Source organism: Anaerovorax odorimutans (assembly GCF_024459955.1).
GTDB lineage: Bacteria > Bacillota > Clostridia > Peptostreptococcales > Anaerovoracaceae > Hominibacterium > Hominibacterium odorimutans_A.
In genome coordinates, this window is record NZ_JANFXK010000016.1 from 64,214 (window position 1) to 90,275 (window position 26,062).

General features: G+C 48.8%; 30 protein-coding genes. 7 read left to right on the plus strand and 23 right to left on the minus strand.

The genetic code is table 11. The features are described 5' to 3' along the window. Window position 1: 1 nt before the first annotated feature. The gene (locus NE619_RS13605) at window positions 2-706 is read right to left on the minus strand and encodes a hypothetical protein (RefSeq protein ID WP_256132979.1); all 705 of its coding nucleotides are present in this window, start codon (window positions 704-706) and stop codon (window positions 2-4) included. Between the two features lie 227 nt (window positions 707-933). Between NE619_RS13605 and NE619_RS19320 the strand changes: the two genes are divergently transcribed. Together NE619_RS19320 and NE619_RS13610 are read left to right on the plus strand one after the other, a co-directional pair. Beyond that, the gene (locus tag NE619_RS19320) at window positions 934-1,530 is read left to right on the plus strand and encodes an accessory gene regulator ArgB-like protein (protein ID WP_420314510.1); all 597 of its coding nucleotides are present in this window, start codon (window positions 934-936) and stop codon (window positions 1,528-1,530) included. Next, on the plus strand, window positions 1,523-1,657 hold the full coding sequence (locus NE619_RS13610) for a hypothetical protein (protein ID WP_256132980.1): 135 nt from the start codon (window positions 1,523-1,525) through the stop codon (window positions 1,655-1,657). The genes NE619_RS19320 and NE619_RS13610 overlap by 8 nt, the downstream gene beginning before the upstream one ends. Here NE619_RS13610 and NE619_RS13615 read toward each other — a convergent pair. From NE619_RS13615 to NE619_RS13625, 3 genes are read right to left on the minus strand one after another with little or no spacing between them, the layout of a single operon-like run. After that, window positions 1,646-2,899, minus strand: a complete 1,254-nt coding sequence (locus NE619_RS13615; RefSeq protein WP_256132981.1) for a sensor histidine kinase — start codon at window positions 2,897-2,899, stop codon at window positions 1,646-1,648. The two genes, NE619_RS13610 and NE619_RS13615, sit on opposite strands and share 12 nt — an antisense overlap. A 6-nt stretch (window positions 2,900-2,905) precedes the next feature. Continuing rightward, entirely contained in the window at window positions 2,906-3,655 is a 750-nt protein-coding gene (locus tag NE619_RS13620; protein WP_256132982.1) for a LytR/AlgR family response regulator transcription factor, read from the minus strand. A gap of 37 nt (window positions 3,656-3,692) precedes the next feature. After that, window positions 3,693-4,031 (minus strand): helix-turn-helix domain-containing protein, encoded by a 339-nt coding sequence (locus NE619_RS13625; protein ID WP_256132983.1) that lies wholly within the window; start codon window positions 4,029-4,031, stop codon window positions 3,693-3,695. Between the two features lie 262 nt (window positions 4,032-4,293). Between NE619_RS13625 and NE619_RS13630 the strand changes: the two genes are divergently transcribed. The 3 genes from NE619_RS13630 to NE619_RS13640 are packed head-to-tail and all read left to right on the plus strand — an operon-like array spanning window position 4,294 to window position 6,645. Further along, window positions 4,294-5,127, plus strand: coding sequence for an amino acid ABC transporter substrate-binding protein (locus NE619_RS13630; RefSeq protein ID WP_256132984.1), 834 nt, complete (start codon window positions 4,294-4,296; stop codon window positions 5,125-5,127). Between the two features lie 59 nt (window positions 5,128-5,186). Further along, complete coding sequence (locus NE619_RS13635) at window positions 5,187-5,879, plus strand: amino acid ABC transporter permease (RefSeq protein ID WP_256132985.1); 693 nt, start codon at window positions 5,187-5,189, stop codon at window positions 5,877-5,879. A gap of 1 nt (window position 5,880) precedes the next feature. Then, on the plus strand, window positions 5,881-6,645 hold the full coding sequence (locus NE619_RS13640) for an amino acid ABC transporter ATP-binding protein (RefSeq protein ID WP_330640765.1): 765 nt from the start codon (window positions 5,881-5,883) through the stop codon (window positions 6,643-6,645). 819 nt (window positions 6,646-7,464) lie between these two features. On the opposite strand, the gene NE619_RS13645 is transcribed toward NE619_RS13640, so the two are convergent. The 5 genes from NE619_RS13645 to NE619_RS13665 form a co-directional block, all read right to left on the minus strand. Next, complete coding sequence (locus NE619_RS13645; RefSeq protein ID WP_256132986.1) at window positions 7,465-8,388, minus strand: DMT family transporter; 924 nt, start codon at window positions 8,386-8,388, stop codon at window positions 7,465-7,467. A 64-nt stretch (window positions 8,389-8,452) separates the two neighbouring features. After that, entirely contained in the window at window positions 8,453-9,184 is a 732-nt protein-coding gene (locus NE619_RS13650; RefSeq protein ID WP_256132987.1) for an ABC transporter ATP-binding protein, read from the minus strand. A 4-nt stretch (window positions 9,185-9,188) separates the two neighbouring features. Further along, window positions 9,189-10,103 carry a glycine betaine ABC transporter substrate-binding protein gene (locus NE619_RS13655; RefSeq protein WP_256132988.1) on the minus strand — a complete coding sequence of 305 codons (915 nt, stop codon included), beginning with the start codon at window positions 10,101-10,103 and terminating at the stop codon, window positions 9,189-9,191. A gap of 1 nt (window position 10,104) precedes the next feature. Next, complete coding sequence (locus NE619_RS13660) at window positions 10,105-10,749, minus strand: ABC transporter permease (protein WP_256132989.1); 645 nt, start codon at window positions 10,747-10,749, stop codon at window positions 10,105-10,107. A gap of 16 nt (window positions 10,750-10,765) precedes the next feature. Continuing rightward, window positions 10,766-11,374 (minus strand): 4Fe-4S binding protein, encoded by a 609-nt coding sequence (locus NE619_RS13665; protein ID WP_256132990.1) that lies wholly within the window; start codon window positions 11,372-11,374, stop codon window positions 10,766-10,768. A 104-nt stretch (window positions 11,375-11,478) separates the two neighbouring features. Here NE619_RS13665 and NE619_RS13670 point away from each other — a divergent pair, with 104 nt between their 5' ends. Continuing rightward, complete coding sequence (locus NE619_RS13670) at window positions 11,479-11,805, plus strand: winged helix-turn-helix transcriptional regulator (RefSeq protein ID WP_256132991.1); 327 nt, start codon at window positions 11,479-11,481, stop codon at window positions 11,803-11,805. Here NE619_RS13670 and NE619_RS13675 read toward each other — a convergent pair. Further along, the gene (locus NE619_RS13675) at window positions 11,802-12,638 is read right to left on the minus strand and encodes a protein-ADP-ribose hydrolase (RefSeq protein WP_256132992.1); all 837 of its coding nucleotides are present in this window, start codon (window positions 12,636-12,638) and stop codon (window positions 11,802-11,804) included. The two genes, NE619_RS13670 and NE619_RS13675, sit on opposite strands and share 4 nt — an antisense overlap. Further along, window positions 12,619-13,563 carry an SIR2 family NAD-dependent protein deacylase gene (locus NE619_RS13680; RefSeq protein WP_330640768.1) on the minus strand — a complete coding sequence of 315 codons (945 nt, stop codon included), beginning with the start codon at window positions 13,561-13,563 and terminating at the stop codon, window positions 12,619-12,621. The genes NE619_RS13675 and NE619_RS13680 overlap by 20 nt, the downstream gene beginning before the upstream one ends. A gap of 274 nt (window positions 13,564-13,837) precedes the next feature. Between NE619_RS13680 and NE619_RS13685 the strand changes: the two genes are divergently transcribed. Next, the gene (locus NE619_RS13685) at window positions 13,838-15,148 is read left to right on the plus strand and encodes a M18 family aminopeptidase (protein WP_256132993.1); all 1,311 of its coding nucleotides are present in this window, start codon (window positions 13,838-13,840) and stop codon (window positions 15,146-15,148) included. 23 nt (window positions 15,149-15,171) lie between these two features. Here NE619_RS13685 and NE619_RS13690 read toward each other — a convergent pair whose 3' ends face one another. From NE619_RS13690 to folE, 12 genes are all read right to left on the minus strand, one after another. Beyond that, window positions 15,172-16,545: an amino acid permease gene (locus tag NE619_RS13690; RefSeq protein ID WP_256132994.1), complete on the minus strand. Its 1,374-nt coding sequence runs from the start codon at window positions 16,543-16,545 to the stop codon at window positions 15,172-15,174. Between the two features lie 149 nt (window positions 16,546-16,694). Beyond that, window positions 16,695-17,603: a cation diffusion facilitator family transporter gene (locus NE619_RS13695; RefSeq protein ID WP_256132996.1), complete on the minus strand. Its 909-nt coding sequence runs from the start codon at window positions 17,601-17,603 to the stop codon at window positions 16,695-16,697. 121 nt (window positions 17,604-17,724) lie between these two features. Then, window positions 17,725-18,114 carry a thioesterase family protein gene (locus NE619_RS13700; protein WP_256132997.1) on the minus strand — a complete coding sequence of 130 codons (390 nt, stop codon included), beginning with the start codon at window positions 18,112-18,114 and terminating at the stop codon, window positions 17,725-17,727. A 58-nt stretch (window positions 18,115-18,172) separates the two neighbouring features. Then, the gene (locus NE619_RS13705; protein WP_256132998.1) at window positions 18,173-19,762 is read right to left on the minus strand and encodes a hybrid sensor histidine kinase/response regulator; all 1,590 of its coding nucleotides are present in this window, start codon (window positions 19,760-19,762) and stop codon (window positions 18,173-18,175) included. Between the two features lie 354 nt (window positions 19,763-20,116). Next, a complete protein-coding gene (locus NE619_RS13710; RefSeq protein ID WP_256132999.1) occupies window positions 20,117-21,058 on the minus strand; it encodes a GTP-binding protein in 942 nt (313 codons plus the stop codon). 30 nt (window positions 21,059-21,088) lie between these two features. Then, window positions 21,089-22,177: a GTP-binding protein gene (locus NE619_RS13715; RefSeq protein WP_256133000.1), complete on the minus strand. Its 1,089-nt coding sequence runs from the start codon at window positions 22,175-22,177 to the stop codon at window positions 21,089-21,091. 13 nt (window positions 22,178-22,190) lie between these two features. Then, window positions 22,191-23,039 carry an NAD(+) diphosphatase gene (nudC, locus tag NE619_RS13720; RefSeq protein WP_256133001.1) on the minus strand — a complete coding sequence of 283 codons (849 nt, stop codon included), beginning with the start codon at window positions 23,037-23,039 and terminating at the stop codon, window positions 22,191-22,193. 12 nt (window positions 23,040-23,051) lie between these two features. Beyond that, window positions 23,052-23,345 carry a hypothetical protein gene (locus NE619_RS13725; RefSeq protein WP_256133002.1) on the minus strand — a complete coding sequence of 98 codons (294 nt, stop codon included), beginning with the start codon at window positions 23,343-23,345 and terminating at the stop codon, window positions 23,052-23,054. Window positions 23,346-23,368: 23 nt separating this feature from the next. Beyond that, complete coding sequence (folK, locus tag NE619_RS13730; RefSeq protein WP_256133003.1) at window positions 23,369-24,184, minus strand: 2-amino-4-hydroxy-6-hydroxymethyldihydropteridine diphosphokinase; 816 nt, start codon at window positions 24,182-24,184, stop codon at window positions 23,369-23,371. 7 nt (window positions 24,185-24,191) lie between these two features. Continuing rightward, complete coding sequence (folP, locus tag NE619_RS13735; RefSeq protein WP_256133004.1) at window positions 24,192-25,001, minus strand: dihydropteroate synthase; 810 nt, start codon at window positions 24,999-25,001, stop codon at window positions 24,192-24,194. An 11-nt stretch (window positions 25,002-25,012) separates the two neighbouring features. Further along, the gene (locus tag NE619_RS13740; RefSeq protein WP_256133005.1) at window positions 25,013-25,495 is read right to left on the minus strand and encodes an HD domain-containing protein; all 483 of its coding nucleotides are present in this window, start codon (window positions 25,493-25,495) and stop codon (window positions 25,013-25,015) included. 1 nt (window position 25,496) lies between these two features. Continuing rightward, window positions 25,497-26,048, minus strand: coding sequence for a GTP cyclohydrolase I FolE (gene folE, locus NE619_RS13745; protein WP_256133006.1), 552 nt, complete (start codon window positions 26,046-26,048; stop codon window positions 25,497-25,499). Between the last annotated feature and the right edge of the window lie 14 nt (window positions 26,049-26,062).

Sequence of the window (26,062 nt, forward strand, 5' to 3'; positions counted from 1 at the left end):
CTTATCTCCTCTTCTTATAAACAGTCAGCCCTATCTGAAAAAGCAGAGCCGCCGCCAGTGTTCCCAGTATGCTGTAAAACAGACACATCCAAACTTTCTGCGCCCAATCGGCAGAAAAAAGATCTGCCGTCTGCCGAATTATCCATCCCAGAATGCCGCAGGACGCCGTGACAGCCAATAGTTTCAAATAACAAAATCGAAGAGTAATAAATCCCATTCGCAGAGTACGCCAAAACCTTGCGTTATATAAAGAGAAGGTCAGAAATTGCATCAGAATTATTGGGGTTATCAGCACAGACAGGATCTGTGACAATAGATGGATCGTCCATTTAATTACTTCGAAATTCCAACTGTTTTTCAGTAATTCATATAGGAAAACCGCAAAGACTCCGTTCAACAGACCGAATACCAGATAGAATCCCGCTGCCGCCGGAAGGAACAGCGCCATTCGGGAAAGGTAGGAGCCAAGACCCTTGTACCGACTGATGCCGCATGCCCTCTCCACTTGATAAGTCAGCATAGCAGTTATAAATACGGACAATCCCGCGAAAACCGTAAAAAAACCCACATATGCAGGAACTTCCATGTTTATATGAATCCTCACATATTCCATAATCCCCGGTAAAAGCCAAATCCCTATCGCGCCCAGAGTCAGCGAGCCCGTAAATGCCCATATGGCGATGGGTCTGTTTTTTAATAGCTGCATGATCCTTCTCCTTTTTTCTTCAAATAAATTTCATGTGTTTATCACATTTAATTATCCGAAGATTGGTGTATTAATGCAATGCCTCTGACACAGCATGACAAAATCCCGCATGAAATTGTCGCCGGGTGCAATTTCATACGGGATTTTGCAATTTGATGTAATTTTAATTGTCATTTTGTGGATTTTTTATTAAGCTGAGAGACATGGAAGCGGAGGGTATAGTAAATATGAAAAAAGGATTCCAGGAAAAAATCGTTTCAGTTTTAAATGCTCAGTTGGCTTTGACACACACGGACACCTTAAAGGTTCGATACGCTTTGGAACTTTTAAGGAATGAAGGATTAAAAACGCTTATTCTGTTGTTTGTTTTCTCCTTTGCAGGCTTTTTCAAGGAGTTCATCCTTTGTATGGCCATTGCCTGTACGGTTCGCGTGTTTGCCGGCGGAATGCACATGAAGACAAATATAGGTTGTTTTACCTTGAGCTTTATTTTCTTGTATGCGGAGATTATACTGCTTCCGAGGCTGGCAGCCTTTCCTGATTCTGTGTATCAGGTGCTCTTGCTCATCAGCGTCTTGATCATCTGCGGATTGTCGCCTCTTGCCTCTTACAAGCGGCCATTTCAGGGACAGAAAAGATATAAATTGTGTAAAAAAAACGCAATCCTCTTTAGCCTTTTATGGTGTGTATGTTTGTTGTTCTTCGTCCCTGATACATATTTGAGGAACTGCGGAATATGGTTTTTCAACCTGCAGGCAGTACAGATGGTCATGACATATTTCTACCGAAAGGTAAACGAAGAAAGGAGAAATTCCAATGTTTAAAAAGTTAAAAAAGTGTACGCTCCCTATGATTGCAATGGCTTTGATCGCACTTTCTGATCTGGCGACCTCCACAAGTACAATCATGCATTGGGGCGAACCGGATTGTCCAAAAGAATTATGGAAATAGAACTTTAATCAGAATTACTTCATCGTTCATTCTGATTTCCAGCCTCCCCTGATATTTCTCTGCGATAGACCGAATGTTTGGCAGGCCATAGCCGCGCAAAGTTCCTTCTTTTGTTGAATATCCTCTGCTCATCATTTGCGTTTGATCTATCGCAGAATTCTCAGGGCGATAATTGATTGTCTGCAGAAAACTCTTTTCATTTTCTTCCCCTATTTCAAAAAATATTTTTCTTTTTGCCCCCACAAAGTCCGAAGCTGCTTCCATAGCGTTATCAAGAAGATTTCCTACAACCTCGATTAATTCTTTCTGTGTGCAGAGCATAGCCGGAAGCGGATCTTTTATTATCGTACTAAGCTGCAGATTTCTCTTATCTGCCGTTTCTTTCTTTTTCATCAAAAAAGCCGATAAAATACTGTCCCCGGAATATACTAGGGTGGAGCGATTTTCATTTCTCTCTGTAATCAGTTCCTGCGTATACCTGCGTATTTCCTCAACCGTTTTTTCATAGTCCTCAGATTCCGTCAAATCATGAATCAATTGAATATGCTTCGCAAATTCATGCTGTTTCTGTGCCATCTGTTTAATAAACGCTTCCTTGGTTTCGAAAAGCTTCTGATGATACTGAATGATTTCTTCCTGCCTCTTAGAAACAAGCAGATTATAGGCTAAGAATCCGTTGGTCGCTATCACAAGGAGTACCAGAATAAAGACGCTTTCTTCCACTGTGTTAGTCTCATTCCAATTATACATATATGCAGCCTGAATAATATAAAAATTCAGAAGCACAACCCAAATCACACGTTTGTATCGGTGATAGTAAAGCTGCAGAGCTTCTAATTTTACTAACTTTATAACCCCGTATATTACCGCTGTCATCAGAAGTAATACAGAGAAAATATACATTGGATGATTCAAAAAGGACGGAGAAATTAAATTACAAATAAAGAGTACAATCAGTTGAAAAATCTGACAAATCATCAAACTGCTGATCGTATCGAAAAAAACATCCAAGAAACGACCCCTATAACATAGAAATACGATCATTGTTATTAAAAAAACATTCAAACCTGTATTTATATCAATAGACAATTGGTCGGCAGCTGTCGCTGCGACAGCCATAATAACTGCAGTGATAATAATTTTTCCTTTTTTCTGGTAATCCCTGCGCAATATACACAAAACACCGCACAACATCAGCATTTCCAATAATGATGCTATCCCATTAAATATGGTACCATCCATACGGCATTACTCCCTTTCAGATAAATATTTCCTATATTTTTCCAAAACGCGTTCATAATAAGTTTTACTGATTTCGCATCCAAAAGAAGTGGAAATATCAAAAACCGGTTTCCATATGTTTCTTCGGGATTTCACAATGTCCGCAACTCTAGTTACATTCAAAGCAAAAGACTTATGGCATCGAATGCAGTATGGTTCGTCAATTTCCACCAATAGTTTTTCTAAAGGTTTCCAGGGAAGTCGTATCTGTTCACGGTTGGTATAAAGATAACAAGCCCTTCCCATTACTTCGATCCCCAAAATATCCTGAAATCGCAGCAGCTTCGTCCCGTCAGCCGTATCGAGAGGAATCACCCTTTCCAATTTTTTTCTTGCACCGCCAAGATTCTTGAGCAGAGGTTCGATACAGCGGCGCACCGTGCTTTCCTTCAATGGTTTGACAATATAGCTGTAACAGTGATATTCCTGAAAAGCATCCAACTGGTCCATATTGTATCCTGTAACGAAAACAATAGGCGTTAGTATGTATTCCTGAATGTCCCTTATCTTTTGTGCCAGGGAAAATCCATCTATCTGCGGCAGCTCTCTGTCGATGAAAAAAATATCCGTTAGTTTTCCGGCTTTGTTCAGATAGGCAATGGCATCTTCTCCATCTTTGCATGTGACAAAATTCAATTCCGGCTGGATACACGTCAAAATCTCTTGTAGCCGGGCCGCATCGGCTTTATTATCCTCAACGATCATCGCTAATAACATTTTCTTGTCATCTTCTTTCTATATTTCTTGCATTTTCTCACTGCCCATCATTCTCTTTGCGAAACTCCTCCAGCATCCCCATATACTTCTTAACTAGTTTTCGATCCTCCGGAAGCAAGGCTTCCCAAAGAACAATAAGTTCCCGTTGCTCTTCTGTTACATCCGGAAAAAGATTTTCTGAAGAAAAAAATTCCGCAAGCGTAATATCCAGTCCATTACAAATTTTTTCAATGGTAGGGATCGTAGGCATTTTATTCTGAGATACCGTATTGTTCAATGTCGTCCTCGATATATCCGACAGTTTCGCAAGCTTGTATAGACTAATCCCGCGCTCATCGCAAAGCTCCAGAATTCGGCTGATCACTTTGTTTTTCATATGTGCCCTCCCTGTTTACAGTTTATCCCATTCATACGAAATTTATTAGACTGATAGTAAGGGGCTATTTATATAACCCTTTAAGGGCCTATATTGCACAAATTTGTACCATTATCCCTGCACAAATCCATTGATTTTCACCCATATCTATGGTATATTTTTATTGTAATATCGCTTTATTCCAATAATGTGCAAATGCCGCATAGGGATAAAGCGAAATTATTCTTATTTATTACTCATTTTGTTATGGAGGAAACACATCATGAAAAAGAAACTTTTATTACTGGCAGCTGTGCTGGTACTGGTTGTCGGCTCCCTGGCACTGACCGGATGCGGCGGAGACAAAGAAACATCAGAGGACGCTTCCTGGAGTTACGTAGAGGAAAAGGGCGAACTGATTATCGGACTTGACGACACCTTCGCGCCGATGGGCTTTAGAGACGAAGGCAATAATCTGGTAGGCTTCGATATCGATCTGGCCAACGCCGTATGTGCACAGATGGGCATAAAAGCCAAGTTCCAGCCGATCAACTGGGATTCCAAGGATATGGAACTGGAAGCCAAGAATATCGACTGCGTATGGAACGGCATGTCCATCACACCGGAAAGACAGGAAAAGATGACGCTGTCCAACAAGTACATAAACAACAAGATCATTGTTATGGCACTGAAGGATGACGTTAAAGTGACAAAAGCCGAAGATCTGGCAAACTACAAAATCGGTACTCAGGTGGATTCTTCCGCTCTGAAAATGCTGCAGGACAACGAAGCTTATGATTCCTACAAAGACAAGATTTCCGAATACAAGACTTACGACCAGGCAATCATGGACATGCAGGCCGGCAGAGTTGACTGCATCGTTGTAGACCAGGTTCTGGGCGAATACAAGAATTCCAAGATGAAGGAAAAAATGAACGTATGCGACTTTAACTTCGGCGACGACTTCTATGCCATCGGATTCAGAAAGGGTGATGAAGCTCTGGCTGCAAAAGTGAACGATGCCATCAAAGCAACGATCGACAGCGGCGAAGCTGAAAAAGTCAGCAACAAATGGTTCGGCAAAAACATCGTAATTTTCGAACCGCTGGATAAATAGTAAGGACATTCTGACACGCGTTTGGTCTGTCTTACATTAATTTTGGAGGAGCTGCTTTTATGAATGATTTTATTTCCAACTTTCAGGAAACGATGTCTTATGTCGGTGTCCTGATGCCATCGCTTCTTTTAGGAGCCTGGTATACGGTAAAACTTTTTGTCGTGACCCTGATCCTGTCTCTGCCCCTGGGCCTTCCTTTCGCTCTGGGCGGCAACAGTCGCTTCAGGATCCTTAGGGGGATCTGCAAAACCTATATATGGATATTCAGAGGCACTCCTCTATTATTACAGCTGTTTTTCTTTTATTTCTTCCTCCCGATCACATTCGGGATCAAGTTTTCAGCTTTCACCACCGCCACCCTCACCTTTGTGCTGAACTATGCGGCCTACTTTGCGGAAATCTACCGCGGCGGCATCAACAGCATCGACAAAGGGCAGTACGAGGCGGCCCATTCCCTGGGGCTTTCCCGGACGCAGACCACCTTCGGCATTATTCTGCCGCAGACGATGAAATGCGTTCTGCCGCCGGTATCCAACGAGGCAATCGTACTCATCAAGGATACGGCTCTGGTTTCTGTCATGGGTGTCGGCGAGCTGATGAAAGCGGCAACTGCCGCGGTTAATCGGGACGTAAGCGCAGTCGCTTATCTGATTGCCGCTGTTATCTATCTGATTTTCACATTCCTGCTGACGCTGCTTTCCAATTATCTGGAACGGCGCTTCTCAGTCTATGACGCAAAGGAGGAATGGTAAAATGGGACAGATCTTAGAAATGAAACACATTGTAAAGGATTTTGCCAACTGCCGCGCCTTGGATAACGTGGATTTTTCCATTGATAAAGGCGAGACCGTTGCCATCATCGGACCGTCGGGATCGGGAAAAAGTACGCTGCTGCGCTGCGTCAACTGTCTGAACCGGATCACGTCGGGCAGCATCAGTCTCAACGGAGAAACCTTCGTAAGCACACCGGCCGGCGGAAAAGCGGAATACATCCCCGATAAGGAACTTCGCCGCATCTGTGCGGAAACGGGAATGGTTTTCCAGCATTTTAACCTCTTCCCTCACATGACCTGTCTGCAGAACATCTGCTACGCACCGATCAAGGTCAAAAAAGAGGACAGGAAAAAAGCAGAGGCCCGCGGCCGTGAACTTCTGGAGCTGGTGGGTCTGGCATCCAAGGAGGGCGTTTACACGGCCCAGCTGTCCGGAGGGCAGAAGCAGCGAATCGCCATTGCCAGAGGTCTGGCTATGAATCCGCAGATCATGCTTTTCGATGAACCAACCTCTGCGCTGGACCCGGAAATCACCGGAGAAGTGCTGAACGTTATCAAGAAGCTGGCGGAAGAGCATATCACAATGGTAGTGGTTACCCATGAAATGGGCTTTGCCAGAGAGGTGGCCGACCGGGTCATCTTCATGGACCAGGGCAAAATCGTCGAACAGGGAACACCGGAAGAAATCTTTAAAAATCCAAAGAGCGAACGTCTGAGGGATTTCCTCAGCTCCATGCTGAAATAATAGAAAAAAGTGCCGAAAAGGCACTTTTTTTATAATATAGGAAATATCGAATGCGTGGCATTTCCTATATTTCAAAAAAATCTACAATATGAAAATGAGCGCTATGCGCAAATAACTCACCGAAGGTGATTTTTTTATTATACTATGGCAATCCCGGCCGCAGAACACCGCCCAGCTGCAACAGAGAATGAGCGCAGCTTTGCGACCAAATGCTGATTTTACTGGCAAAACCCGCGACCATTGGCTAGAAAAATGCACTTTGGTCGCAGATCGTAACTTACTGCAGGCCGTAGCTTACCGCAGCATCATAGCCTGCTGCTAAACTGTTCCCAGGCAGAGAAACTGGCACACTATTCTACCCGATTTCTATATTTGTTCAACAACGAATTCATTTCGACTTTGTTGTTGAGGTATTTCCAAGGTTTGCGACTTCTGTCCCTGTTGAAAATGGCATATTGATCGAGATACTACGCTTTTATGCTCTGTATCTTTGAAAAAAACTCAACAAAACCCTGTTTTTTCGCTGCGTGTTTATAAAAATAGCAATTTGCCTTTTAGGCAGTTTTCCACTCTTTGAGCTCTCCGCATCCTGAGCCCTTTGCACCCTGCGGCAAGGGGCCGCTGCGGTAACCTTTTACGAAAATCCGTGCAAAGTTACGCAAAGTTGTGGGTTTGCGGGTGCTCAAAACCGAAAAAAAAGAAAATTTGTGCTGCAAGCCGTTTCGCAGGCCTCAGGATCATTGAAAAATGCGTAACTTTTAGCTAAAATCTGGCTCCGGTTACCGGATGGTCTGGCTGCCACCGTGTTCCAATCACCGGTCAGCAGTCGCTGACCGCTTCCTTTACTTCCGGCAGGTTGACAATGATAATGCCCACGCTTACGCAGATCAGCGCGGAAAGGTTTTTCAGCGACCAAAAATGTTCACCCAAAAAGATAGCAGACAGCAGTACGCCGAAAACCGGTATGCTGAAACCGAAAATGGCTACCTTTCCCACCGGATTGTATTTCAGGAGCGCGGTCCAGATGCTGAAACCGATGGCCGATATAAGGGCCATATAAATCAGCAGCACCACGGACTTCATATCAAATCCTGTCACGCGGCCTCCCGCAAGCAGGCCGATGACAACCAGCAGAAATCCGCCGAACAAAAGCTGGTATGCAGTAATGGCCATCGGCGTTCCCCGATGGGCAATGAGCTTCATCAGCACAGAGGAAACTCCATATACTGTGGTACAAATGATAATCATACCTTCTCCCATAAAGGAAAATCCGCCGCCGATGCCGCCCAGATTAATCATCACAACACCTGCGAAGCCCAGGAGACAGCCGGCGCCCTTCTTCCAGCTCATGCGTTCACCCTTGATCACAAAATGGGCCAGCAGAATGGATATGAAAGCGCTGGACGCATTGATGATCGAGCCCTTGGTTCCCGTCACATGGCTCATTCCGATATAAAAGCACACATACTGCACCGTAGTCTGCAGAAAACCGATTCCCATGATATGCGGAATTGACGGCTTTTTAATTGTAATGATTCGCTTTTCCAGAACGCAGGCCACCGCAAAGGTTATGATTCCCGCCAGGAAAAAGCGATAGCCGGCAAACAGGATCTGACTTCCCACCGTCTCGATCCGCAGCCATTCATACCCTGTCTTTACACATGGAAAAGCGCTGCCCCATAAAGCGCAGCACAGGATTGCCAGTATACATCTTACCGATGGTTTTTTTAATATCTTTTCCATAATATATCAACTATAGCACACTTCTTTTCAGCCATGCAAGTGAAAAGCCCAAACGCCGTCCGTTTCATTCCACCCTGCTCCCTACCAGCTGCTTCACAAAAGGATGCGCCGGATTGCTGCGGATCTCCTGCGGCGTATCCAGCTGCAGAATACGGCCCTGATCCATCACCAGCACCCGGTCACCCAGCTTCATAGCCTCGCGGATATCATGGGTAATGAATACAATGGTAATCCCCAGCTTGCGTTTGAGGGCCGCGATCTCTTCCTGCATGGCCTGCTTGGTGATTTCATCCAGGGCGCCGAAGGGTTCGTCCATCAGCATGATCCTGGCATCCGCAGCCAGCGCCCGGGCAATGCCTACCCGCTGCTGCTGTCCGCCGGAAAGCTCCGACGGATAGCGGTTCAGCATGTCTTCTTCCAGCCCCACTGTTTCGATGAGGCGGCGGGCCAGCCTGCGGTTTTCTTCTTTGTCCTTTCTGCCGCTGATAACCGGCACGTAGGTAATATTCTTTTCCACTGTCATATGAGGGAACAATCCTTTGTTCTGGATCACATAGCCGATTCGCCGCCGCAGGCCGATAATATCAATTTCACTGATATCCTGCCCCTCTATGAAAACCTTCCCGCTGTCCGGCTGATGCAGGCCGTTGATCATTTTCAGCATTGTCGTCTTGCCGCAGCCGGAACGGCCGATTACCGTCAGGAACTCCCCTTCCCTTACGGAAAGGGAGAGATCGTCGAGAATCCTGCGGCCGCCGAAGCTCTTTACTATGTGCTCCAATTTAATCATATCCATAGACTTATTCCTCAATCAGTCCCTTGGAAATCAGGAAAGTTTTTGCCACGTCGGCTTCATCCTTGCCGTCCACCTCTACCTGATAATTCAATGCCGCCATCTCCTTATCCGTAAGAATGTTGTCCATCAGAGCCAGCGTTTTTTCCAGATCCGGATATTTTTCCAGGGCGTCCTCACGCACTACGGTAGCGCAATAGTAATTGTACTGCAAATGCTTGTCGTCTTTCAGAACCTTTACATAATCTCTGCTCAGCTGCGCGTCTGTGGTAAATGCATTGGTAACATCAATGTCGCCCTTTTTCATGGCCTCATATTTCAGGCCGATATCCACATCTTTCAGAGCTTTGAAATTGTAGTTGTAAGCTGCCTTTAAGGCATCAAAGCCTTCTTCCTTTTCAAAATAATCCGGGTTTCCTCCGAACACCAGCTTGTCCGCCACTTTCGTCATATCCGAACAGGTTTCCAGATTGTACTTGTCCGCCACTTCCTTGCGTACTGCCACGGCAAAGGTATTATTAAAACCGTAGAGTCCGGTCCATGTCATATTGTATTTGTCATGGTATTCTTCTCTTAGCTTTTTCAGCATATCCTCATCGCTGACACCCTTGGACTCATGCCCCAGCACCATCGACCAGCCCGATGAGGTATATTCCGGGTACAAATCGAAATCGCCCTTTTCCATGGCTGGCTGGATATTGCTGGTTCCTCCGCCCACGCCCTTGGTGATCTCCGCCTTGTAATCCGTCTTGTTTTCGATCAGCTGCTTAATCATTTCTCCCAAGATGTACTGCTCCGTCATCGGCTTGGTGGCAATTTTAATGGGCTCGCTTTCCGCTCCGCCGCTTCCGCCGCAGCTGGCAAAGACCAGCGTCATTAACAATACTAACGTGACTGCGATGATTTTTTTGAATGATTTCATTTTAGTTTCCTCTCCTTCTCTTGATTCGTTTTTCCATATGCCCCAGCAGAAGGTCGCTGATAAGCGCAATCAACGCAATCAGAAAACTGCCGCCAAAGGTCAATGCGGTATCGTAAATGGTGATGCCCCGGTAAATGGCCACTCCCAGGCCGCCGGCTCCGATAAAGGAGGCGATAGCCGCCACGGAAATGGTCATGACTACCATATTGCGCAGGCCGGCGATGATAACGCCCAGCGCCAGAGGCAGCTTGATCCGGGTCATGATCTGAAAGTCCGTACTCCCCATGCCCCGGGCCGCAGTAATCACATCTTCACTCACGCCTCTGATACCGGCATAGGTGTTACGCACCATGGGCATGATTCCGTAGATGGTCAGGGCCACCACCGCCGTTGTATTGCCGATGCCCAGAAGGGGGATCAGCATACCCAAAAGGGAAATGGACGGGATGGTATAAAAGACATTGGCAATGCCCAGGACCGGAGGCGCAGCCTTCTCATGCTCCGCGATCCAGATACCCAGCAGCAGACCAATCACCCCCGCCAAAACGATAGCGATTAAAGACAGGGCGATATGCTCTGCGATCAACTGGGCAAACCAGTCCTTCCGTTCTACATACAGGTCGATAACTTCTTTAAAAAACTCCAAAACAGCGCCCTCCCTCTTACGGATGTATCCTGCGTATTGCTTCCTCAGGGCAGGCTTCCTGGCAGGCCCCGCACTGAAGGCAATGGTTTTTGGCTATTTCATAGGGCTGTCCTTCCTTTATGCAGCCTTGTGGGCAGACGGAAAGGCAGGCGCCGCAGCCGATACAGGTTTCCATGATTTCAAATCCCGCCGGCTCCTCCTTTGCATTGTAAGCAAAGGACTCTCTGTTGATGGGGTAGCTGAGCAGGTCGAACCACTCTCCGCTGCCTTCATAAATAAGGAAGGCCTCCAGCGCGTATCTGGTCTTACCCGGATAAACTTCGTTCATTCCGGGATTTTCCTCAAACACCCGGTCCACCCATTTCTGATCGACCCGTTTAACCTTACCGGTAAATTTCAGCGACTGACAGTCCGGGCACATGGCGCTGAGAGCAATGCGTCCGGTCTGGATCAGCTGTTTGTAAAAAGGCTTTCCCCTGGACGTAACGATGTACATGCCTTCATCGGCCGCGATCATCACATTGATGATCCTGCTCTGTGGATACCCCTTTTCATCCACAGTAGCGGCAGATGCGATCTTGACCTGACGGAACAGATCCACATATTTTCTTGCCTTCTGATTCATTCTTCTTTACCTCTTCTCATCTTTTCAGTATAATAAACAATATATAGTCACTTTGAAACTAAGTATCCAAAGGGATGCTTCATAATAGAAAGGAGACGATACCTATGTCTAAAGGAATCCCTGAATGTCCGGTGGAAATGACCCTGCAGCTGATCGGAAACAAATGGAAGGTGCTCATCATCCGCGATCTGCTCAGCGGGACTAAACGATTCAACCAGCTGATGCGCTCCGTCACCGGCATCAGCCAGAAAGTCCTCACCAGCAATCTTCGGGATATGGAAAGCGCCGGGCTTCTGACCCGAACGGTCTATCCGGAAGTACCTCCCCGGGTGGAATACACCCTGACCGAAACCGGCCTCAGCCTGCAGCCGGTACTCAATTCCATGAGCAATTGGGGCACCGCATACAAGGAAAACCTAAACGACGTCTAAGAGCGGTCCGTTCCACTGAAAATTTCCCGATAAATCCCATAATCTTCATCCTTGAAAACATTGAAGATCACCTTCTCCGGTCCTGCATTTTCTGAAAGGAAATGACGTACGGTTTCCACTGCGATCTCCGCGGCCCTGCGGGGAGGAAAACAAAATTCCCCGGTGGAAATGCAGCAGAAGGCGATGCTTTCTATCTTCTGCCCCGCCGCCAGCTCAAGACAGGATTTATAGCAATCCGCCAGCAGCCGGCAGTCCCTGTCCGTAAGCGGTCCGCGAATGATGGGCCCTACCGTATGGATCACATATTTGCTGGGAAGGTTGTAAGCATCCGTAATCTTAGCCCTTCCCACAGGCTCTTCATATCCCTGTTTTTTCATGATTCTGCCGCAGGCCTCCCGCAGCTGAACCCCCGCCGCCGAATGAATAGCGTTGTCGATGCAGCCGTGACATGGCACAAAGCAGCCCAAAAGCTGTGAATTGGCCGCATTGACAATGGCGTCCGCCGCCAGAGAAGTAATATCCCCCTGCCAGAGCATCATTCGCTCCGCGCCGTCCATATCACATCCAAACGCTTCTTTCACAGTCAAAAGCCGGGATACCGAAACGATCCCTTTTTCCCTGGCCTCCTGCTGCAGAAACTGATCCTGCACCTGCAGGAATTCTTCACTGATGGGCTCCGGCATACGCAGATTCATCAAGGAACGCATCAGTCTTCTTTTTTCCTTCTCATCCTCTGGGATATCAATATTCCCGTAGCGCCTGCTGTCCCGGCGCAGCTCTTTTACCAGAAAGTCCAACCGTTTTTCCTGAGAATCATACTGTTTCACTGACATCTGCTCCCCTCTCTTCCATAATACCCCGCTTCTTCCGGCAGGCCCGGTTTTTTAAATCCTTCAATACTGACCCGATATCTTCGTTCATGCAAATCGAGCGATCCCCAATCTCTTCCGGTGCCCAGGCCTCCCCTTTGTTGATGCAGATATAGGATGCCTGTTTCATGCGCTTTGTCATTTTCCAGAAGGGATATTTGATAATCACCGGCGTGTTCATGCCTACGCCCAGCTCCACAAATACAAGATTCTTCCGCAAATTCTTATTTAGAAACTCCTCATACCTTTCCGCCGCCCGATGCCAGCTTTCATCTTCTACAAAATAACCGTCGGAGCGCAGATTGACCTCCATATCGCCGCCGCAGACCGGGCATTTGGGTACCAGCTGCGCGGGAATCCGGCAGTTTTCCTGATGCTTGATCATCGCCCGCACCTGCGCTTCGTTATCGTACAGGGTTTTGTGGCAGGCCCTTTTACACTGAAACAGTCCGTAATCTCCCTGGGTGGCAAAAATCCTCTCCTCCGGAAAACCGGCCAGCTGGAACTGGTGATCCACATTTGTGGTGATTACAAAATAATTTTTATCCTTTAAAAGCACGTAAAGATCTTTGTATGCCTGTCCTGCTTCTGTATCGTAACGGTTGACATAAATGTGCCTGCTCCAGTAAGCCCATTTTTCTTCCTGGGTCCGGAAGGGATAGAAACCCGCCGAATACATATCGGTCATTTTATATTTCTCGATAAACTCGCCGAAATTTTCCGTAAAGCGGGGGCCGTCGTAGGCCAGGCCTGCCGATACCGAAAGACCCGCGCCCGCTCCGATAACGATTCCGTCCGCCCGGCAAAGCTGTTGCCCAATCTCCCTTATGGCATCTTCATAGTCCTGGGCCTGACGCTCCCAGCCTCTCCCATCTTTCATCGCTCTCATCAAACCGCGCTCCTTTCTCTTCATATGCCTATTATGCTTCATGTTCCGGCCGTTTGTAAAGAACGCACTTTAAAGTGGAGTAGGCACCAAAAGGTAACCTGTCCTGCGGCTATGGATATTATTATACTGCCCCTTCATCACAAATAACAAGTCAAATATTATTTGTGCGCATTTAAAGGAAAATACAGCGCCCTGCCGAAACATAACATCTTGCAAGGCAAAACCGGTTATTATAAAATATAGAAACTACAAAAGGAAATATGGAGGATTACCTATGAAACATACAACAAACGATCAGCTTTTGGACTTTATCGGAAAAAGCCCCAGCTGTTACCATGCGATTTTCAATATGAAGCAGGAGTTAATCGAGGAAGGCTTTGAAGAGCTGAACGAAGCGGATTCGTGGAAGCTCGCCTCGGGAGGCCGCTATTTCGTAACCAGAAACCTTTCTTCGCTCATTGCTTTTCGCGTTCCCAAGGAAAGCAGCGGCGGCTTTCATATCACGGTCAGCCACAGCGATTCGCCCACCTTTAAGATCAAGGAAAACTGTGAGCTGGAAAAAGAAAAGCATTATGTGCAGCTGAACGTGGAAAAGTATGGGGGTATGGCGATGCCCGGCTGGCTGGACCGGCCTCTGTCCGCGGCCGGACGCGTTCTGGTGAAGGAGGGTTCGTCGGTAGAGACCCGGCTGGTCAATCTCGACCGGGATCTGCTGCTGATTCCCAGCCTTGCCATCCATATGAATAAAGACGTTAACGACGGATATAAGTTCAACCCCCAGACCGACCTGCTGCCGCTTTACGGCGACGAATCAGCCGCCGGAACTTTTATGGAACAGGTGGCAAAAGCAGCAGGAGTGAAAAAAGAAGCCATTCTGGGAAATGACCTCTTCCTGTATCTGCGTATGAAGGGCAGCATCTGGGGCGCTGGCGGCGAATATATCTCCAGCCCCAGACTGGATGACCTGCAATGCGCCTTTGCTTCTCTGAAGGGCTTTCTTTCCGCAGAGAAGCCTGCGGCCATCTCCCTTCATTGCGTGCTGGATAACGAAGAGGTGGGCAGCGGAACCAAACAGGGCGCGGCATCCACCTTCCTGAAGGATACTTTAAAGCGAATTCTCATCGGCCTGGGAGCGGATCAGGAATCCTACCATACCATGCTGGCGAAAAGCTTCATGCTGTCGGCGGACAATGCCCATGCCGTCCATCCCGGCCACACGGATAAGACCGACCCCACCAACCGCCCTTATATGAACCAGGGCGTGGTAATCAAATACAATGCCAACCAGAAATACACGACCGACGGCGTATCGGCGGCCATATTCAAGGCCATCTGCCAAAAAGCGGACATTCCCTGTCAGACCTTTCTCAATCGGTCCGATATGGCGGGCGGTTCCACCCTGGGCAATATCTCCAATACCCAGGTGCCAATGAATACCATAGACATCGGCCTGGCGCAGCTGGCCATGCATTCCCCTTATGAAACGGCCGGAGCAAAGGATACCGACTATCTGATCCGGGCCATAAGGGGATTCTACGAAAGCCGGATACTCTGTTCAAAGGACGGCAGCTACGAGATTTTCTGACGGGCTTTATACATTCCAAGTCGCTATCTGAGGGAGCTGTGTCTTCTCCCGTATCCCAGGTAGAAACACATGCCCAGCAGCGTCCAGATAAGAAAAACCGTCCAGGTGACGCTGTCCAGCTGAAAAGCAAGAAATCCGCACATCACCATGGCAGCAAGGGGCACCGCCGGTACTGCCGGTACCCGAAAGCCCCGGCGCAGCTCCGGCCGGCTGATCCGCAGCACGATCACAGTGACCGACACCAGGCAGAAGGCCCACAGCGTTCCCATGTTGCAGAGCTCCGCAATGGTGCCGATGGGAAGGAAACCCGCCAAAAGGCATCCCATCAGCCATACGCAGGCCACAGCTCTGCCGGGGACGCCGTTTTTGCTGACCCTGGAAAACACCGGAGGCAGCAAACCGTCCCGGGCCATGGAATAGATCAGCCGTGATTCGCTGCCTAAAAAAACCAGCACGCCGGTAGTCAGTCCTGCGATGGCACCTGCCGACACCAGAGCCGACCCCCAGCGGACGCCCGCTTCGTTAAGGGCAAAGGCCACCGGTGCCGCGACCCCGGCGTAGGAAGAATAGCGGGTCACGCCGGTCAGCATAAAGGTGACAATAATGTACAGAATCGTAGCGATGACCAGTGAACCGACGATTCCCTTAGGCATATTCTTCTGCGGCTCAATCACTTCTTCCGCTGAATTGGCAATGGCATCAAAACCCAGATAGGCAAAGAACACCACTGCTGCCCCTGAGCAGACCCCTTCCCATCCAAAGGGCAGAAAAGGGTCATAATTGGCCGGATCGATGCGGCCTGCGACCAGTACGATAAACAAAAGAATGACCGTCATCTTGATTGCCACAAGGATATTGTTCAGCCTTGCGCTCTCCCTGGTTCCTTTCAGCTGCAGCAGGGCCATGACCGTAATGACCGCCGCTGCCGGAAGATTGACCATGCCCCCGCCGGAGGGAGATGCCATCACCTCCTGCGGCAGATCGGCGCCCAGCATGGGCAGAACATTGGACACATAGGCCGACCATCCCACGGCCACCGCCGACATTGCCACCACATATTCCAGAGTCAGACACCATCCTATGAACCATCCGAAGATTTCCCCCAGGCCCGCATAGACAAAGGTGTAAGCTCCGCCCGAGGCCGGAACGGCCGATGCCAGCTCCGCATAGCACAACGCCGCGCATCCGCAGGCCGCCCCTGCCAGAAGAAAGGACAGGACCAGCCCAGGCCCCGCGTGTTCCGCAGCCGCTACCCCCGTAATGACAAAGATGCCCGACCCTATGATAACGCCAATACCCATCATGGTCAGTTCAAAAGCGCCCAGACTCCTTTTCAGCCCGCCCCTGCTTCCGACGACCTTTCCTATGGGCAATTTCCGAAACACAGAATTTCTCATTTCACTTCCTCTTTCCGCCAAGATACTCTTTAAAGTATATTAGCAAAACGAAGAATTATTAATGGTTCCCGCTTTCCTCAAAAAACAAAACAGGAGTGACTGCGCCGGTTTTCCGCCGGCGCGGCACACTCCTTTCAAATTCTTTTTTATTACGCGCTCTGAACCGCGTCGATTTCAGGAATCAGTCCGATATATACCTGATTGTAGTCCTCTTCCAGCTCCTCCATCATATCGCTGCGGGCCTGTTTCAGGTCGCTGATGCTGATTAAATCGTCCTCCTGCAGGATATAGATTTCAATCCAGATCTTGCGGCCGGTCTTAATCACATCCACGAAATTGATGTCAAAGTGATATTTTGCCAGGCAGTCGTCGGCTACCTTTCTCACATGCTCCATAACTTCTTTTTTGGGAGCGAAGAGAATCAGATTTTTAATTCCCTCTATAAACATTGACAGCGGCTCTTTCAGCAGAATCACCGCCATGATCACAGCGATGCCCGGGTCGATGTACGGTGACAGCCACACAAGGGGCGTCCTCTGCAGAACCAGCTGGATCAGAAATGCAGCGCCCACGCCCATGGTGCTCAGGGCATCCAGCTTCCAGATATATAACTCCGCCTTTACCGTAGGCGAGGAATACTTTTTATTCAAATGGTTGAGGGTAAAGTACATAATCACGCAGCAGGCGGAAACGCCCAGCTCAAAGGCGGCGATCACTCCCGCATTGACGATATGCCCTCCGTCCAGAATCATCTGAACACTTTCCACGATCAACTGAGCTGTGATAAAGATCAGAAGTCCGCATTTAATGATAATAAACAGCGATTCGACCTGTGAAAATCCATAAGGTCTCTTTTCGCTCACCGGCTTGTACAGCAGCGGTACCAGGATCATGAAAGGTCCCAGCATCACAATATCCGCGATATCATATACACAGTCCATCAACACCGCATGGGAACCCGTGATAAAGGCCATGATACACTCCGCAAGCAGAAATGCCGCGCTTCCGGCAAAGGATAGTTTTAAAATTCGTTTTTCCAATCGTAAACTGTCGTCCACATTTTCACTCCTTCCGACCTTTTCATTATACGCCTTTCATTTGGCACTTTGTTGCGGTTTTTACAGTGAAAATTTGCGGTATATGCGGACTGATTTGCGGATTCTCCGGAAATTCTTCCTTTTATTTTATTCCTTTGCTGTCTGCCTTGGCCTGGAATTTTTCGTTCTGCACGATAAAACGTTCGTGTTTTCCCTGCCCTATGATGCCTGTCTCATCTTTTGCGACCACCTGAAAGGTAAGCTTTCTGCCGTCTACGGCGGTCAGCTCGCTCTCGCAGGTCACCGTCATGCCCAGAGGCGTCGCCGCGCTGTGCTGCACGTCCAGGGCAGTTCCCACAGTTCCGTTTCCCTCCTCCAGATAAGGGGCCACACTCATCCAGGCAGTCTTTTCCATCAGCGCGATCATGGCCGGAGTCGCAAACACCTTCAGCGTGCCGCTGCCCATTGCCAGAGCGCTGTTTTCCTCACTGACCTTCACCTGCTGCGTTCCCTTGATTCCTGTTTCTAACATAATCTATATCTCCTTTTCCATACAGTCTTTTCTTTCCGGCGTATTTTAACATAAATTCTCATTTTCTGTCAACGCCGCGCACTTCCCTGAGAACCCTGGAAAGCTCCCTTCGCTGCACCGGCTTGGAAATATGACGGTCCATTCCCGCCTCTTTCGACGCCTGAACATCCTCCGTAAAGGCGTTTCCCGTAAGAGCGATGATAGGCACCTTTTTCCCTGCCTGCGACATATGGCGAATACGCTTGGTGGCCTCGTACCCATTCATGCCCGGCATCTGTACGTCCATGAGAACGGCGTCGAAGGCTTCACCTTCAGTCCGAAAAATGTTAACGGCATCCAATCCGTTTCCTGCCCATTTCACTTTACATCCGGTCAGCTCCAGAATATCCTTCAGGATCTCCGCAGTCAGTTCATTGTCCTCCACAAGCAGGATGTTCAGTCCTGTCAGGTCATCCGTTTCCTTTCCGGCCAGGCTCGTCCTTCCCATGCTGGCAGTTTCCTGCAGCTGGAGCTGGAGGGGCAGATTGACCGTAAAGACAGTGCCTTCTCCCAGCTTGCTTTCCACGGATATCTTTCCGTCCATCATCTCCACCAGATTTTTGGTTATGGCCATTCCCAGACCAGTTCCCTCAACGCCTCCGTAAATGCCGGTCCGTTCCTTCTCAAAAGGTTCAAAGATCACTTTCAGAAACTCCTCGGACATCCCGTATCCGTTATCAAAGACTTTCATCTGATAAGTAACATACGTATCATCCTCATCGGCCTTGCTCAGGGTTTCTACGGCCTGAAAGAACAGCTTCCCTCCCTCAGGCGTATATTTGACCGCATTGGACAGAAGATTGATGAGTATCTGCTTGATGCGCACAGCGTCTCCATTTACACTGTCGTGGGCAATGATCCATTCCGTTTCCAACTCCTGATTTTTGTCCTCCGCCTGAGTGCGGATGATGCCCGTCACGGATTCTAAAAGCTCTGACATTTGAAAACTTTCATAATCCAGAGACATCCTTCCGCTCTCGATCCTCGACATATCGAGTACATCGTTAAGCAGGCTCAAAAGATAGTTGGAAGAATGGAAGATTCTATGTACGTACTCCACTGTCCTCTCCTGATCGTTTTTGTGCTCCATCACCAGCTCCGTCAGGCCGATAATCGCATTGAGAGGGGAACGTATGTCATGGGACATGGTTGAAAGAAAGCGGCTTTTCGCTGCGTTGGACCGTTTTGCCTCCGTCAGCTCCTGTCTGGTCTTCTCCAGAAGGGTCATTTCTTTTGAACGGTCGGAAATACGGAAAATCAATTTCTCCTCTTCAGTATGAAAGGGAGCCGCAAAGAACCACCCGCACTTACACCAGATACCCTGATCCCTGTCCAGATTTCTCAGCCAGCACTCCGCTTCTGTGAGTTCCGATCCGTACCTTATGGAATTGATGGTTTCCTGAGGCACGCCGATCTGTTCCAGCAAAGAAAGAACCGGCCCTTCCCAAGCCTCCGGTATTCCCAGCAGCCGTTCCGCTCCGGCACTGATATATTCGATATTGAGCCGCAGGCGGTCCGCAATAATCAGAATATCATCCATACTGCCAAAAACCATGTCCAGAAATTCATATTCCGAACCTTTCCCCCGCTCTCTGTTCCTCCTCAGCATTTCTCTAACCTCTTTTCTTTTATCGCAGATTTCGGATAATCACAGCCGCCCCAGTATCTGGCCAATATCCGTATACGCAAATTGTTTTTATCTGAAATTATTCGTGTTTTAATGCTCCCATAGAATGCTCCTGCTGCCATTATACTCCATTTTTTTCTAAAGATGATAACATTTCAGTAAATTAACTCCTTACATAACATGATTTTACAATTAATTATAGGAAATGAGTAAATTTCTTTTCGACAAAGTATGACAGATATGGATAATATATCCGATATGCGTCTGTTTTACGAAAAAGAAAAGGCACAGATGGATGTCAACTGTGCCTTTTCTATCTTCCGATCTGTTTTTTCCTCACGTAAAGGCAACCAGTTCCTGTTCTGGCTTGTTTCCTTCCTCTATATGAATTAAATGCAGCAAAGGCCCTTCTTCCCCGTACATTTTGCTGAAACCATAATCAAACTGCGCTGTCACCCGGACCCAGTCTCCATGTTCAAAGGGCATATCGCCCTCAAAATCGCAGATAAAGCCCAGGAACTGAATGTCATCTTCGCAGCAGGTCATAATATGCCTTCCCGGTACAAAGTATTTCTGAGACGCCTTGGCGCTGGCGCAGTATCTGGCCGTGAAAACGATCTCTTTTCCCATATAGCGTTCCGGACGGTCCATAGCGTCCAAATACCAGAGTCCATAGTCCATATCTTCGATCTCCACAGTCTGTCCGCTGTAATCGAAAGGCATTTCCTCGACCTCGTTTTCATACATTGTGCCGTCGGTGCGTTCAAAAGCCACCTGCACCTGAGGATTGAGCGCTTTCAGACTTCTCCTGAATTTGAGCCGATCCGTCTCCTCGCTGCAGCGGTTGAAGATAATCAGATTGGATTCCTTCAACGGTTCCATGAAAGTCTTGCGCATATTACTGATATACATTTCCGCTGTGGAAGCATCCACGGTGGAATAGATTCCCCCGATAAACCATTCCTCCGGGATACCGCTTTCAAAGAGCGTACTCAGTTCCCACATCCCATTGTACTCGATCATGATCTGTGCGGGACGGTAGGTCTTCTCACACCGTTTCCAAAACAGCTCGTTGAGTTCGTCCGGGTCTTCCACGTCAATCTTTACGATACTGTATTTTTTCAGAAAATCTTCGCTGAATGGGGTTTCTCCCTCTTCACACTGGATCAGCACCGTGGTCCCCGGCTCCAGGAAATCTTCTTCACCCGCCACCTCCTGAATCAGCGTTGTCTTTCCGCTCTCCAGAAGTCCTGTAAATAAATAAACAGGAATTTCCATAATCTCTGCCTCCTTTAGTTTTCCGGCCTGCTATTTACCGAAGACCCTTTCCAGATCTTCCGTTTTCAGCTCCGTTCCAATCACACAGATTCTGCCTGTATAGTCCGGCTGGCATTGGCGAATCTCTGTCTCTTCCGGTACCATGTCGAACTCCATCCATTGTCCATCTTCGCCTTCCACGATCCCCTTGGCCCGCAGGACCGTGCCGAATTCATCGGTCATGCTGAGCATCTTCAGCGTATCCGCAAGCTCTGCATGGTTGAATTTGTGAACGGTCTCGATTCCCCAGCTGGTGAACACCTCATCGGCATGGTGGTGCCCTTCGTGATCATGATCGTGGTGATGGTCGTGGCCATGGCTATGATCGCTGTGATCGTGATGGTCGTGACCGCATCCGCAGCTTTCGTCGTGGTGATGGTCGTGCTCCCCATGATGGTGGTGATGCTCATCGTGCTCCCCGTGATCGTGATGATGTTCATGGGCATGATGAGAGTGGGCTTCCCGCAGCTCTTCCTCCAGATTATGGCCGTGATGGATGGCGTCCAGTATCATCTTTCCGGAAAGCTGCTCCCAGGCAGTGGTGATAATTGTCGCATCCTGATTGTGCTCCCGGAGCAGTGCCACACATTCTTTCAGCTTTTCCTCAGTCATCATCTGCGTACGGCTGACTACGATGGTTGTGGCGCTTTCAATCTGATTGTTAAAGAACTCGCCAAAGTTCTTAATGTGCATTCTGGCTTTCTTTCCGTCCACCACCGTGATCCGGCTGTTGATTTGCACATGAGCCTCCTCCTGTATCTCCTCAACAGCTCCGGCGACATCGGATAGCTTGCCTACACCCGAGGGTTCAATGATTACCCGGTCAGGATTGAATTGCTCCACCACCTGCTTCAGCGATCTGGCGAAGTCTCCCACCAGAGTACAGCAGATGCAGCCGGAATTCATCTCCGTGACTTCGATGCCCGAATTCTGCATAAAACGGCTGTCTATCCCAATTTCACCGAATTCGTTTTCAATCAGGACGATCTTCTCATCCTTCCATACTTTTGAAATCAGTTCTTTTATGAAGGTCGTTTTACCGGCTCCCAAAAAGCCCGATATAATATCTACCTTTGTCATTTTCGATTCCCCCTTAATAGTTTATCTTTCCCGTGCGGAACGCCTCTATCATTGCCGCAGTGATGCTGATGTGGTTATTTTGTTCCGGGATTTCATCCCTTTTGAGCCAAACGGCCTCCGACAGCTCGTCCCGGTCCAGCCGGACCTGATCGCTTCCTGACAGCTGGACAAAGAAGCCTGAAATGATGGAGTCGGAAAAGCCCCAGGGCTGACTTCCAAAATAGCGGAGGTTTTTCACTTCCAGTCCCACTTCTTCCATGACTTCCCGCCGCAGCGCGCCTTCCAGGGATTCTCCAATCTCCACAAAGCCTGCGATCAGAGCCAGTCCTTTATAAGGCCTGCCTGCGTATCTGGTAACCAGCAGCCTGTCTCCGTCTGTAATCGCTGCCATAATCACCGGTGAGATTCTGGGATACTGGACATTTTTGCACTGAGGGCAGACCATGGCCCGTTCCCATTTTCCCAGCTTTGCCGGGCTTCCGCAGCATCCGCAGAAGAGATGCTCACTGTACCAGTGGTTAAGATGGCTGGCAGTTACTCCGGCCAGAGCCGCCCATTTGGGCTGCACATTGTACAGTTCTCTCAGGTCGCGGTACGTAAATTCATCTCCTGCCGGCTCCATGTCTTTATCCAGAATCAGAAACATTGGGTCCTGATCTACGGAAAAGGCGTAGAGAGCCTTGTCTCTGTTTTCTTCAAATGGCCCTGGCAGCTTTCCCAGAGTCGGCAGGGACAGATTATCTTCGCTGTCCCTGTAAAGCAATATCTTTCCGTCTTTAAAAGTAAAAACCACATGCTCCCTTTCCGCCTCTTCATGGGCAAAGGAATTATTCAGCTTATGTGGCTCTATGTCCTGTATCATCTCTTTTTCTCCTTAGTAGTATCCTTTGATGTGGTCGCGGACGATCTCCATGACTGCTTCATAGCCTTCGGTACATTCCCAGTCATCGGCAATATACCGCTTTACCGTATGATAGATCCAATCTTCAAAATGTCCTACCGCGGCTTCATAATCGTAGCCTTCCTTCTGCAGCTGGCGGATATCGCTCTCCGCGTAATCCACCATGATTTTGCAGCGTTTCTTTTCCTTCTCCTCCGTCACATCATATACGGTAACATCGCAATTGTTGTGAAACGGCTTGTCGGGAACCAGTTTTATCTTATGCATATTGCTTTTTCACCTCTTTTATTTTAAATATCCAGTTCTTCCAGCATCTCCCGCACGGTTTTTTTCAGAACAGGGTGTCGCACAAAAGGCGCGATTTCGGCCATTGGCCGCAGCACGAAATCCCGTTTGTGCATTTCAATATGAGGAATCTGCAGTTCCTCCGTATCCAGCACCAGATCGTCGTACAGCAGAATGTCCAGATCCAGCGTTCTGGGGCCCCAGCGGATTTCCCGCTTCCTGTCCGCCGCCTGCTCGATTTCATGGAGTAATGAGAGCAGTTCGCCGGGTTCAAGCAGGGTCCTCAGCGCAAGGCAGCCGTTGAGGAATTCATCCTGATCCGTATATCCGTAAGGCGGAGTCGTCAGAAAAGCCGATACCTTTTCCACCTGACAATTTTCATCGGCGGCCAGCGCGGCTGCCGCCTGCCTTAAGTATGCCTCTTTATCGCCCATATTAGACCCCAGCGCGATATATGCCCTGTGCCAGCCGCGGGCGATCTCCACCGAAACCGTCTCCAGAGGCAGACCCACTGGCGCCCAGGGTTTCTTAATTTCCAGCTCCACCCGCTGCAGCCTGGGAAAGCCGGTCAGCAGTTCAAAGGCCAGTTTTTCCGCTACCGTTTCCAGTAGTTTGAAGGTATGGGTTTCCACAAAATGCTTCATCGTCTGGCTGACTTCACCGTAATGGATGGAAGCCGTCAGGTCGTCCGTCAGGCCCGCCTTCCTCGTCTCTGTGTAGAGAACCGCGGAAAGGAGAAATTTCTGTCCCAGTGCGTTTTCCTCAGGAAACACACCATGGTTGGCGAACACCTCCAGATTTTTAATATTGATCTTATCCATGTTCCTCCTAATCTCTGCCCAAGATCGCTTCCGTCATGCGGATGATCCGTTTGTTTTCTTTAATATCGTGGACCCGCACAAAGGCGCAGCCCTTCATCACGCCCATGACCGTGGTGGCCAGCGTTCCTTCCAGCCGCTGATCCGCCGGCAGGTCCAGCGTCAGTCCGATCACCGATTTTCTGGAAGCGGCCAGGAGCACCGGATATCCCAAATCATGGAGGATTTCTACCCGGTTCAGCGCTATGAGGTTCATTTCATAGGTCTTTCCAAACCCGATGCCCGGATCGAGGATGATCTTATCGTCATCAATGCCGGCTTCCTTTGCCAGCCGGACACAGTCGCTCAGGTCGTCTGCCATGTCCTCCAAAAAATTCCGGTAAACAGCCTCTTCCCGATTGTGCATCAGACAGCAGACGGCCTTTCGCTGTGCGATCAGATCCGCCATGGCCGGGTCCTTTTTCAGTCCCCAGATATCGTTCACCAGATCCGCGCCCGCATCCAGCGCTGCGCGCGCCACATTGCTCTTGTAGGTGTCGATGGAAATGGGAATATCGAAATTGGCCCGGATCTTTTCGATAACCGGAGTCACCCGCTCGATTTCCTCATCTTCCGTAATAACGGTATGGCCTGGTCTTGTGGATTCTCCTCCCACATCTATGATATCCGCGCCCTCTTCTATCATTTCCTGCGCATGGAAAAGAGCTGCGTCCAAACAGTTAAATTTTCCTCCGTCCGAGAAGGAATCCGGGGTCACGTTGAGTATCCCCATGATGTAAGTTTTGTTCGCAGTGTCAAAATCTCGATTGCCTATCTTCATTCACGCTCTCCTCAGTAGTCTATTTTCATATTCATATTTTCTTTATACCATTTGCATTCCTCTCTGGCCCCACAGACAAAACATTTTCTCGAATGCTTGTCCGCTTTGTAAAGCAGGGTCCTGAGAGGACTGCCCTTTTTCGATCCCTCCCGCCGGTGGAAGAGTATGGCGTCGATGATCTGCGCCTGCTCCTCATCGGAAAAACCGCATTCCGGCAGGATCTGTTCCGCCATGCCGACTCCGGCTTCGTGATGGGGAATTTCCTTCGTGTATTGCAGGGCTCTGCCGATATCGTGCAGCAGCGCCGCGCTGTAGATCATTTCCCGGGCAATACCCGCATTTTCCTCCAAATTGTAAATGTAGGCCAATCTCGCCACATCCAGAAAATGGTCCATATCGTGCTTGCAGAAGATCCGGTCTTTTTCCGCCTCTTCTATATCGTGCAGCGCTTCCTGATATAAGGGATGATTAAAAATCTGATTTACTTTGTCCATGTCACTTCACCATTTGTAAAAAGGTTTGCTGTAAGGAATAATCTTCGGCAAAAGCGCCTCTGACCATGGTGGTCACGGTCTTTGTGCCGGGTTTTTGCACGCCCCGCATGGTCATGCACATATGCTCCGCTTCGATCACGACCATGACTCCCTTGGGATGCAGGTATTTTTCCAGGGCATCCGCGATCTGTGCGGTCATCTGCTCCTGCAGCTGCGGCCTCCTGGCATAAACTTCAACGGTCCGGGCCAGCTTTGACAGCCCCGCTACCGTTCCGTCGGGTATGTAAGCAACGTGCGCCTTTCCGTAAAAGGGCAGCAGATGATGTTCACAGGTGGAATAAAACTGAATGTCCTTTTCCATTACCATGTTATTGTTCTCCACATGAAACTGCTTGTCAAGATGGGTCTTGGCATCCTGCTCCATACCGGCGTATATCTCTTCATACATCCTGGCCACTCTGGCAGGGGTTTCTCTGAGTCCTTCCCGATCCGTATCCTCTCCGATCCCCTCCAGCATAAGCCGGACGCCTTCTTCAATTTTTTTATGATCCATGTTGTTCTGTCTCC

Excerpts from the sequence above, each read along its gene's own strand:
- NE619_RS13655 (WP_256132988.1), bottom strand. The coding sequence starts at position 10,103 with ATGAAATCATTCAAAAAAATCATCGCAGTCACGTTAGTATTGTTAATG.
- NE619_RS13615 (WP_256132981.1), bottom strand. The coding sequence starts at position 2,899 with ATGGATGGTACCATATTTAATGGGATAGCATCATTATTGGAAATGCTG.
- NE619_RS13685 (WP_256132993.1), top strand. The coding sequence starts at position 13,838 with ATGAAACATACAACAAACGATCAGCTTTTGGACTTTATCGGAAAAAGC.
- NE619_RS13650 (WP_256132987.1), bottom strand. The coding sequence starts at position 9,184 with ATGGATATGATTAAATTGGAGCACATAGTAAAGAGCTTCGGCGGCCGC.
- NE619_RS13605 (WP_256132979.1), bottom strand. The coding sequence starts at position 706 with ATGCAGCTATTAAAAAACAGACCCATCGCCATATGGGCATTTACGGGC.
- NE619_RS13645 (WP_256132986.1), bottom strand. The coding sequence starts at position 8,388 with ATGGAAAAGATATTAAAAAAACCATCGGTAAGATGTATACTGGCAATC.
- NE619_RS13715 (WP_256133000.1), bottom strand. The coding sequence starts at position 22,177 with ATGACAAAGGTAGATATTATATCGGGCTTTTTGGGAGCCGGTAAAACG.
- NE619_RS13630 (WP_256132984.1), top strand. The coding sequence starts at position 4,294 with ATGAAAAAGAAACTTTTATTACTGGCAGCTGTGCTGGTACTGGTTGTC.
- NE619_RS13705 (WP_256132998.1), bottom strand. The coding sequence starts at position 19,762 with ATGCTGAGGAGGAACAGAGAGCGGGGGAAAGGTTCGGAATATGAATTT.
- NE619_RS13670 (WP_256132991.1), top strand. The coding sequence starts at position 11,479 with ATGTCTAAAGGAATCCCTGAATGTCCGGTGGAAATGACCCTGCAGCTG.
- NE619_RS13665 (WP_256132990.1), bottom strand. The coding sequence starts at position 11,374 with ATGAATCAGAAGGCAAGAAAATATGTGGATCTGTTCCGTCAGGTCAAG.
- NE619_RS13725 (WP_256133002.1), bottom strand. The coding sequence starts at position 23,345 with ATGCATAAGATAAAACTGGTTCCCGACAAGCCGTTTCACAACAATTGC.
- NE619_RS13710 (WP_256132999.1), bottom strand. The coding sequence starts at position 21,058 with ATGGAAATTCCTGTTTATTTATTTACAGGACTTCTGGAGAGCGGAAAG.
- NE619_RS13680 (WP_330640768.1), bottom strand. The coding sequence starts at position 13,563 with ATGAGAGCGATGAAAGATGGGAGAGGCTGGGAGCGTCAGGCCCAGGAC.
- NE619_RS13740 (WP_256133005.1), bottom strand. The coding sequence starts at position 25,495 with ATGGACAAAGTAAATCAGATTTTTAATCATCCCTTATATCAGGAAGCG.
- NE619_RS13610 (WP_256132980.1), top strand. The coding sequence starts at position 1,523 with ATGTTTAAAAAGTTAAAAAAGTGTACGCTCCCTATGATTGCAATGGCT.
- NE619_RS13640 (WP_330640765.1), top strand. The coding sequence starts at position 5,881 with ATGGGACAGATCTTAGAAATGAAACACATTGTAAAGGATTTTGCCAAC.
- NE619_RS13700 (WP_256132997.1), bottom strand. The coding sequence starts at position 18,114 with ATGTTAGAAACAGGAATCAAGGGAACGCAGCAGGTGAAGGTCAGTGAG.
- NE619_RS13690 (WP_256132994.1), bottom strand. The coding sequence starts at position 16,545 with ATGAGAAATTCTGTGTTTCGGAAATTGCCCATAGGAAAGGTCGTCGGA.
- nudC (WP_256133001.1), bottom strand. The coding sequence starts at position 23,039 with ATGATACAGGACATAGAGCCACATAAGCTGAATAATTCCTTTGCCCAT.
- NE619_RS19320 (WP_420314510.1), top strand. The coding sequence starts at position 934 with ATGAAAAAAGGATTCCAGGAAAAAATCGTTTCAGTTTTAAATGCTCAG.
- NE619_RS13635 (WP_256132985.1), top strand. The coding sequence starts at position 5,187 with ATGAATGATTTTATTTCCAACTTTCAGGAAACGATGTCTTATGTCGGT.
- NE619_RS13625 (WP_256132983.1), bottom strand. The coding sequence starts at position 4,031 with ATGAAAAACAAAGTGATCAGCCGAATTCTGGAGCTTTGCGATGAGCGC.
- folE (WP_256133006.1), bottom strand. The coding sequence starts at position 26,048 with ATGGATCATAAAAAAATTGAAGAAGGCGTCCGGCTTATGCTGGAGGGG.
- NE619_RS13620 (WP_256132982.1), bottom strand. The coding sequence starts at position 3,655 with ATGTTATTAGCGATGATCGTTGAGGATAATAAAGCCGATGCGGCCCGG.
- folK (WP_256133003.1), bottom strand. The coding sequence starts at position 24,184 with ATGGATAAGATCAATATTAAAAATCTGGAGGTGTTCGCCAACCATGGT.
- NE619_RS13675 (WP_256132992.1), bottom strand. The coding sequence starts at position 12,638 with ATGTCAGTGAAACAGTATGATTCTCAGGAAAAACGGTTGGACTTTCTG.
- folP (WP_256133004.1), bottom strand. The coding sequence starts at position 25,001 with ATGAAGATAGGCAATCGAGATTTTGACACTGCGAACAAAACTTACATC.